Raw genomic sequence first — 6,334 nt, 5'->3', positions numbered from 1 at the left:
CCCTGGTCACGGCCCTGAGCGACGAACAGGACGCGATGAAGGTGGCGACCCTGCACGCCGTTCTCTGGGCCAGCACGCGCCGCCTGCGTGCCCTCACCGTGCCGGTGGATCAGGGTTACGCGGTGGATCTGGGCGATCACGTCACCCTGACGCTTCCAGAGCATCCAGACCGCACGCTTTCCGGCCTTGTCGTGGGCGAGCAAGTGCGTCCCGGCGAAGCGACAATCACCCTGCAGGTTCTTGTGGGGGATCAGCGATAGGCTGATTGGGCTAGATGCTGTTCCGAAGTGACGCAATATGAAACAGGTTGTTCGGTCTCTTGCCAGTCTAAGGATCGTTGCGTTTCATGTTGTCGCACGATCCAGCTTCTTGAACAGGAAAGCCATGACCATTCCATCTCTCTCAGCCTTGCGCCGTTCTCTTCTCACTTTTGTCATGGCGGGTGCAGTCACAAGCGTATCGGCGGCCTGCGCTCAGAGCGCAACGACGCTGGGTGGGGTGAATACATCGTTCCATCTGTTCGGATCGCATGACGTGCAGGTGTCATCCTTTACTGATCCGGATCTTCCTGTGACGTGCTATCTCTCACGGGCCCAGACCGGCGGGATCAAGGGTGCAGTCGGGATTGCCAAAAATCCGACGCGCTTTTCCCTATCCTGCGTGAAAAGCGGTGGGGTGCCGACCGATATCACCAAACTGCCCAAACAGCAGAACATCACGAAGCTGCGTAACTCTTTCCTGTTTACAAACCTCGTCATCACCCGGATGATCGATCAGGAACACAGTGCCGTCGTCTATCTCGTGACCAGTCAGGGCCTTATCGACGGCTCGCCTGCAAACGCGATCTCCGCCGTTTCCTGGTAAAGATCTGTTAATCCCGACGCGATGCAAGCCAACCCGGCTCGATGGCGAGCGAGCAGTTGCACCCCGATGAAGCAATGATCGCCCTGCGGGTGCTGGTGGGGGATAGTATGGGGCGCTGCTGCTGGCCTGACCTGCAGACGCGCGCCGTCTGTCATTACGATGGAAAGGAACTGCCCGGTGCAAAAGGTCTTACCCGTTCTCACGGCGCTTCTCTTGTCCATCATTCCGCAGGCTACGCTGGCAAATGCTGCAGCAACGCCTGCGCTCTATCTTATGCAGCGTGGCTATGTGCCCGAACATACACCAACTTACCGCCAGATCACCGCATAAGCCTGTCGGATTACCCTCGATCATACTCATATGGTGGCTCTTCGTGACCTGATCCATCCTGTAATGGAGGGCGCAGCGCTTCCAGGTGGTGATGACGGTCATTCCAGATCGTTGCCGGTCATGGTCCTGTCTCAGGGTGACGACAAACCGGACTGGGTCGCCTACCGATCACGAACACGACGGAATGAGATTATCTGGGAGACAGTCGGCACCCCAGCCCATCGGGTAGGGATTTCCAATGAGACTCATCTTTATGAGGAAACAGACCGGATTTTCTCAGATCTGACCTTACCACGCCGTGCAAGTGCAATGTGCGGCCTCATAAAATGGCATTTGCAGCACAGGGAAGGCCTCTTCCAAACCAATTGAGGTCATCTCGCTTGCTTCCCGCTCAAGCCGCCCAACCGGGCGGCTTTTTCTTTGCCCGCCTCCCCGTTCAACAGGACAGATCATCATGGCTAGACTAGGCGCCTATCCGCGCATTGCGACGCTCGACGGGTCGGGAGTGATTGTGATCGAGCAGCAGGGCTGCACGCGCTCGATGCCGCTTGGCGATATCGCGGCCGTCGTGCCCGAAAAGGCGGCAAGCGGGGTGGCCGCCTGGAGTGTGGCAGACGAGACGCAAAGCCCGACCACCGCCACGGCCTATGCCTATTATGGCGAGGGCTGGCGCATGGCGGGCGTCAATTACCAGCCCAGTTTCGTGATGGAACTGGAAACAGTGAATATGGGCGGGGCGGCGGCGGGCATGTCCACGCCCTACCATCCCAATTGCGGCGGCGGCACCTATGCCATCCAGATCGGATCGGGTGGCGGGCAGACGCAGGGCTCCAGCGATGCCGAGGTCGGTATCGTGTTCGTGCGCAATCCGTCCCGGCACAAGAGCGGCATTATCTTCGCCAATGACAGCCTGACCGGCACGGACGGGACGGACGGTTACGGCACGGCCATAGCGATGGGCACGCGCCAGGGCATTGAGTGGCGCACGGGCGAGACACGCGAGAACGTGCAGGGCCTCGATTCAGGGGCCATGCTGTTCTCGACCGTGAGCCAGACGAAAAAAGGCCAGCGCCTGCAATTCTCCGATGACGGAATGCTGATCACCAACATGGCGGGCCAGCTGATCTTTTCGATCTCGCCCAACGCTTCGCCCACCAACACGCTCAATATACAGGCGGGCAGCGGACAGGCGGCGGCGGGGCTTTATGTGCAGGAAGGTCAGGGAGGCTCGGCCAATCTCGGCCTGTATCCGGCACCGGGCGGCGAATTGCAGATTGCAAGCCCGGTCACGGGACAGGGGGCGAAACTCTCACAAAACGATCAGCCCGTGCAGTGGCTTCATATCAACATCAACGGCCAGTCGCTGCGCCTGCCCTTGTTCACACCGGAACAGGCAGGAGGCTAAGCCATGGAAGCCATACTCGATTCCGGTTTCTGTCCCGTTGAGGACAGCACGGGCAGGCTCTGCGCTTTCGGCTGCGACAATGCCTTTCTCTCGGCCCGGCTGACGGCCTCGGCCTTCATGCCCGATCTGCCGGTGAGCAATCTCGCCACCCCGCAGGGTGCGCCCGCGACGGCCTGGCGTGCGCCGGGGCGTGTGGCCTCGGTCACGATCGAGCCGGGCGGGATGGTGGACTGGCGCTGCTTCTCGCTGCACCGCACCAACCTGACCGCCACCGCGCAATGGTCCGTGAAGATCTGGCGCGGGGCAACACTGGCGCATGATTCCGGCTTGCTGGCCGCTGACGTGCGGGACGGGCAAGCAATCATGATGCTCGATACCGCCGTGCAGGGCGACCGTGTGACGATCCTGATAGCCGATGCGCAGAACCCTGATGGCTTCCTGTCCATCCCGCTGGCCTATGCCGGGCCGCTCTGGCAGCCACAGCGCAACATGGCCTGGAGCAGTGGCGAGAGTGCCGAAAGCGGGGCCGATACGATTACCAGCCTGTCCGGCGTGGAATACGTCACCTTGCGCTGGCAGCGTCGCGTGCTGCGCATCGAGCACCAATCGCTTGGCACCGAGGAACTGCCCCAGATCCGCGCCATGCTCGCCCTCGGCCGCACAGGCGCGAACGTCCTGTTCCTGCCCGATCCGGGAGCGGGCACGCGCAGCGGCGATGCGGTGTTCGGGCGCATCGAGGCGGGCGAGATTACCTCATCGGCGGGGGCGGCCAATCGCCGCGCCCTCACTCTCACGATAAGGGAGCGATTATAATGGCGATGCTTGGCAATTTTGTGCTAGAGAACGCGAACAATCCGGGAACAGGAGATTTCATCCTGAGCGGTGCGCCTGCCGGGCGGCGGGGCTGGTCTGGCGCGTTTCCGGATGGCGAGGTCTATTACTTCGCCGATGACGGCACCCAGGCCGAATGGGGGATCGGGCGACTGACCCACGGCATCCCGGCCAGCATCTCGCGTGACACGGTGATTGGCACCACCCAGGACCGGGCGGTAAGGCTCAATTTTACCGGCACCACACTTGTCTATTCCGCCCTGCCTGCCGAGGCCATGCCCGCCCCTGTTGTGCAGGGGGCAAGCGTGGTGGCCGACCGTTCGTGGAAGGCGCAGAGCTTCACGCTGGGCAGCGTGGATGTGACCCTGACCGGCTCTGCCCTGCGTGCCGAATTCAGCGCCACGCTACGGATCAACGATAACGGGGCCAACGATACAACGTGGCAGGTGGCACGGGTCATCGTGGCCGTTCATACGGTCGACGCCCAGGGCGCAGCCTCGGCCCAGCCCATTGCGGCCTCTGGCAGTAATGTGCAGCTCGACCGTTTCTTTTTCCTCGGCGCACGGGCCACGATACTGGCCCATGCCTCTGCAGGCACGACGCTGCGCATCATTGCCAGCGTGCAGGCGCTCGGCAGTTCCAGCGGCTCAACCCTGTTCAGCATGGCGCTGCAGGACGGGGCGCTGACCTGGCTCACCAGCTGAGCCATTTCCTGCCCCGATCCGGGCAGGTTTCCCGCCACGGGATTACCGGAGATCACATCATGACATGGCGACCCGTCGTCAACATCCTGCGCCCCGAGGCTATCGGGGGCGGGGCCTTTGCCTGTGCGCAGAACGCGCTTGTCTGGCCCTCTTCCTCGCTCAAGGGGGGCGGCGATTACAGCATCGATTTCGACAGGCTGCTGTCACCGGGCGAGTTCATCACGTCCTTTCGTTTCGAGGCAGGCGGGGCCGATCTGGCCTGGACCAATCTTTTCGGCAATATCGTCACCGCCTGGATGCGATGGAAGGCCCCCGGCACGCAGAGCGTGACCGTCTGTGCGCTGACTAGCGAGGGCAACAGCAAGCAGGTCGAGGTGAATATCACCGTCAGCCCGCGTGAGGCCCTGTTTCCGCTCGACCTGCCCGACAGCCCCGACGCGCCCACGCAATCGGGCGGAAAACTCTCCAGCGAGGCGATGGATAGCTGGCTGCGCAACTTGCCGACCGCGCCGCCAGAGAGCGGGTCCGGCTGGTACAACAATGCGGGTATCCCGACCCGCCTCGGAGATCTGACATGAAGCGTTTCATCCCTCTGTCCCCTGCCCTGCTAACCGGGTTTGCCCTGATCGGCGCGGTGGCCCATGCCGAACCCCAGTTTGCGCCGCCGGGCGGTCTGTCATCGGGCACGCGGGTTGGCACGCAAGGCGCGACCCTGGCCACCATGCAGGACGGCATCGAGCGCAACGCCCGCGACATTCAGACCCTGGGCAAGACTGGCGCCACGAAAGACGATCTGACAGCCGCAGTGGCCGGATATCTACCCGTGAAGGGGGGCACTCTCACAGGCAGCCTCACCGCATCGGGCGACCCGCAGAAAGGGTTTGTTGTCACCGACCCGCTTCATGCGGATGTGAGTTCGCGCATCGCCTATCATGCCAATACGGGCGAATTGTCGATTGAGAACAATACGGGCATCAACAACGCCCTCGCCCTCAAGACCACCAACGAAAACGGCTTTGCCGCCCTGGCCTTTGTCGGCCCCGACATGAGCTACAACGACAATTTCGAGCATGGTGCGGTCGGCTGGGGGCCAAAGCTCAAATACGGCCCCGATGTGGGATACGATTATTTCGAGATCAGCCGGTTTACCTATGATGGCACGTTCAGCCGTCAGCCGGTGCCGTTCATGTGGCAGAGCACGGGCACCCAGCTTATCCCCTGGGGCTGACCACGGCTTATGGTGTTGTGACCAAGGGAAGTGCCACGATCACCTGCGTTGGCGGGTGCACCTTCCCCGGCGATACGGGGCAGATCCTGGACACGCCCGCCGAATATGGCCTGTTCCCGGCAGGGACCACCATCGTCTCCGGCGCAGGCACCAAGACCATGACACTGAGCAAGGCCGCCCTTGCCTCATCGGCAAGCGCCACGGTGGGCACCTATTTCCGGTTCAGCACCGCCGAGGGGTCACAGCATGATTTCGTGGTGATGACCCCGATGGGGAACATCGACTATTTCCGGTTCAGCGATGCGAAATGGGGCAATTTCACCAACGCCCCCTATTTCTCGATTGACCGGGTGAATGGTCGCCTTGGCGTGGGCAACCCGCTGCCGGCGACGCCGCTCGATGTGTCAGGTGCGATCCTATCCAATATCTCGGGTGCGACCAGTCTCAACGCCTATTCCGGCAATGGCGCGCTGAACGCCCAAGTGACGCCAGGCGTGGCAGGGCAGAAGAACATCCTGCACGGCTATGCGGTGAACACGAACCAGTTCAACCTGAACTGGGAGAAAGACCCGCAGCGTATTGCTGTGCAGGATGCCAACGCCAACGCCAACATCTTCGAGTTCCGCATGGATGGCAGCTGGCAGAGCCAGCAATATGCCCACCCCGTGGACACGGTTACGGCGAATACGGCCCTGAGCAACACCGCGCAGTGCGGACGGACGATTGTGGTCAATGCGTCCTCGGCGGTGACGATCACCGTATCCAACTGGACGATCATCGGCTGTCGCATCACCGTTACCCAGACCGGGACCGGGGCCGTTACGCTTGCCCCGGGTGCGGGGCTGACACTCGGCAGTTACGGCACCCAGGCCCAGACAGGGCCATACACCCTGCCGGGCCAGTATGCCTCTGTCGTGATCGAGGCCAAGACCGCCAATCTTGTGACCGTCGAGCGCGGCCAGTAATGCCCGC

General features: G+C 62.1%; 8 protein-coding genes and 1 pseudogene. All 9 read left to right on the top strand.

Going from position 1 to position 6,334, the window contains the following annotated elements:
- Nucleotides 1-260 (top strand): annotated as a pseudogene (locus P792_RS0119315) (hypothetical protein); the annotation flags it as partial.
- A 124-nt stretch (nucleotides 261-384) separates the two neighbouring features.
- A complete protein-coding gene (locus P792_RS31120; protein ID WP_023979273.1) occupies nucleotides 385-864 on the top strand; it encodes a CreA family protein in 480 nt (159 codons plus the stop codon).
- A 177-nt stretch (nucleotides 865-1,041) separates the two neighbouring features.
- Nucleotides 1,042-1,194, top strand: coding sequence for a hypothetical protein (locus P792_RS37650; protein WP_023979272.1), 153 nt, complete (start codon nucleotides 1,042-1,044; stop codon nucleotides 1,192-1,194).
- Nucleotides 1,195-1,648: 454 nt separating this feature from the next.
- Entirely contained in the window at nucleotides 1,649-2,599 is a 951-nt protein-coding gene (locus P792_RS31115) for a hypothetical protein (protein WP_023979271.1), read from the top strand.
- Between the two features lie 3 nt (nucleotides 2,600-2,602).
- A complete protein-coding gene (locus P792_RS31110; protein ID WP_023979270.1) occupies nucleotides 2,603-3,412 on the top strand; it encodes a hypothetical protein in 810 nt (269 codons plus the stop codon).
- Complete coding sequence (locus P792_RS36065; protein WP_023979269.1) at nucleotides 3,412-4,134, top strand: hypothetical protein; 723 nt, start codon at nucleotides 3,412-3,414, stop codon at nucleotides 4,132-4,134. The genes P792_RS31110 and P792_RS36065 overlap by 1 nt, the downstream gene beginning before the upstream one ends.
- A 59-nt stretch (nucleotides 4,135-4,193) precedes the next feature.
- The gene (locus P792_RS31100; protein ID WP_023979268.1) at nucleotides 4,194-4,712 is read left to right on the top strand and encodes a hypothetical protein; all 519 of its coding nucleotides are present in this window, start codon (nucleotides 4,194-4,196) and stop codon (nucleotides 4,710-4,712) included.
- A complete protein-coding gene (locus P792_RS31095; RefSeq protein WP_023979267.1) occupies nucleotides 4,709-5,362 on the top strand; it encodes a hypothetical protein in 654 nt (217 codons plus the stop codon). Before P792_RS31100 ends, P792_RS31095 begins: the two co-directional genes overlap by 4 nt.
- 17 nt (nucleotides 5,363-5,379) lie before the next feature.
- Nucleotides 5,380-6,327: a hypothetical protein gene (locus tag P792_RS31090; RefSeq protein WP_152530229.1), complete on the top strand. Its 948-nt coding sequence runs from the start codon at nucleotides 5,380-5,382 to the stop codon at nucleotides 6,325-6,327.
- Nucleotides 6,328-6,334 lie beyond the last annotated feature (7 nt).

It is taken from the genome of Asaia sp. SF2.1 (genome assembly GCF_000505765.1).
GTDB lineage: Bacteria > Pseudomonadota > Alphaproteobacteria > Acetobacterales > Acetobacteraceae > Asaia > Asaia bogorensis.
The sequence above is the reverse complement of the archived record's forward strand: the minus strand, read 5'-3'. Positions and strand labels throughout refer to the sequence as shown.

Excerpts from the sequence above, each read along its gene's own strand:
- P792_RS31115 (WP_023979271.1), top strand. The coding sequence starts at position 1,649 with ATGGCTAGACTAGGCGCCTATCCGCGCATTGCGACGCTCGACGGGTCG.
- P792_RS31110 (WP_023979270.1), top strand. The coding sequence starts at position 2,603 with ATGGAAGCCATACTCGATTCCGGTTTCTGTCCCGTTGAGGACAGCACG.
- P792_RS36065 (WP_023979269.1), top strand. The coding sequence starts at position 3,412 with ATGGCGATGCTTGGCAATTTTGTGCTAGAGAACGCGAACAATCCGGGA.
- P792_RS31095 (WP_023979267.1), top strand. The coding sequence starts at position 4,709 with ATGAAGCGTTTCATCCCTCTGTCCCCTGCCCTGCTAACCGGGTTTGCC.
- P792_RS31100 (WP_023979268.1), top strand. The coding sequence starts at position 4,194 with ATGACATGGCGACCCGTCGTCAACATCCTGCGCCCCGAGGCTATCGGG.
- P792_RS31120 (WP_023979273.1), top strand. The coding sequence starts at position 385 with ATGACCATTCCATCTCTCTCAGCCTTGCGCCGTTCTCTTCTCACTTTT.